Consider the following 1,752-nt stretch of genomic DNA (forward strand, 5'->3'; position numbering starts at 1 on the left):
ACGCAACGCCCCAGCCCTACGGCACCCCCGAAGTACCCCGCGTCGCAGTGCGCGGCGAAGCCCGCATCGAGGTCGACCCCGAAATCGCCCGCATCGGAATCACCGTCAGCGCCCGCGGCACCGACCGCCGCACCGCACTCGAAGACCTCACCCGCCGCAACAACGCCGTACTCGACCTCATCAAGAGCTACGGCGACCCCGTCGAAAAACTCGAAACCGGCGCCTTCTCCATCACCCCCGAACTCACCCGCCACGGCCGCGCCGAACGCGTCCGCGCCTACCACGGCCGAGTCCACATCACCGCCGAACTCAACGACTTCACCACCCTCGGCGAACTCACCACCCGCCTCGCCGACCTCGACCTCACCCGCGTCGACGGCCCCTGGTGGGCCCTGCGCCCCACCTCACCCGCCCACGGCCAAGCCCGCCGCCAAGCCGTACTCGAAGCCGTCCAACGCGCCCGCGAATACGCCGAAGCCCTCGGCGCCCACCTCGCCGCTCTCGTCGAACTCGCCGACCTCGGCGCCGAAAACGCCATCGCCCTCACCGCAGCAGCCCCCGGCGGCACGATGCGCTCCATGGCCTACGGCTCCGCCGACGAAGAAGCCGCCCCGCCACTCGACCTCGAACCCCAACGCCAGACCGTCTACGCCCAGGTCAACGCCCGCTTCACGATGACCCCGCCACAGCTCTGAAAACCGCACCAACCGCACCCCCGGGGGTGCTCATCAGAGCACCCCCATGCACATTCAACAATTGTCAACAACCTTTCGCCCAAAGGTTGTTGAGTGGACACCCAGAACCAATTTCCTACTGCCTGGTAGGGGCATACGCTCGACCCATGCGCCGAGCGAAAATCGTATGTACCCTGGGCCCCGCCACCGACTCATACGACCAGATCAAAGCCCTGGTCGAAGCCGGAATGGACATCGCCCGATTCAACCTCAGCCACGGCACCTACGCCGAACACGAAGAGCGCTACCAGCACGTACGCAAGGCATCCGACGAAACCGGCCACAGCGTCGGAATCCTCGCCGACCTTCAAGGCCCGAAGATCCGACTCGACCGCTTCCGCGAAGGACCCGTACTCCTTGAACGCGGCGACGAGTTCACCATCACCGTCGAAGACCACGAAGGCGACCGCCACACCTGCGGCACCACCTACAAAGGCCTCGCCACAGACGTCACCACCGGCGAACGCATCCTCGTAGACGACGGCCGCGTCACCCTCGAAGTCATCGCAGTCGAAGGCCCCCACGTACGCACCCTCGTCATCGAAGGCGGCATGGTCTCCGACCACAAGGGACTCAACCTCCCCGGCGTCGCCGTCTCCGTCCCCGCCCTCTCCGACAAGGACATCGAAGACCTCCGCTGGGCCCTGCGCACCGGCGCCGACGTCATCGCCCTCTCCTTCGTCCGCAGCGGCCACGACATCGAAGACGTCCACCGCGTCATGGACGAAGAAGGCCGCCGCCTCCCCGTCATCGCCAAAATCGAAAAGCCCCAAGCCGTCGAAAACATCGACGACATCGTCGCCGCCTTCGACGGCATCATGGTCGCCCGCGGCGACCTCGGCGTCGAAATGCCCCTCGAACAAGTCCCCATCGTCCAAAAGCGCGCCGTCAAACTCGCCAAGCGCAACGCCAAACCCGTCATCGTCGCCACCCAGATGCTCGACTCGATGATCGACAACTCCCGCCCCACCCGCGCCGAAGCCTCCGACGTCGCCAACGCCATCATCGACGGCACAGA

2 protein-coding genes are annotated in these 1,752 nt (G+C 66.2%); both read left to right on the top strand.

Going from position 1 to position 1,752, the window contains the following annotated elements; all coding sequences use genetic code 11:
- Positions 1-695, top strand: a 695-nt coding sequence (locus J7I97_RS35465; protein WP_251059482.1) for an SIMPL domain-containing protein, incomplete at its 5' end; no start/stop codon positions are given.
- Between the two features lie 146 nt (positions 696-841).
- Positions 842-1,752 (top strand): pyruvate kinase (gene pyk, locus J7I97_RS35470; protein ID WP_214943917.1); only part of this gene is annotated, 911 nt, incomplete at its 3' end.

It is taken from the genome of Streptomyces sp. ISL-87 (genome assembly GCF_018614095.1).
Classification (GTDB): domain Bacteria; phylum Actinomycetota; class Actinomycetes; order Streptomycetales; family Streptomycetaceae; genus Streptomyces.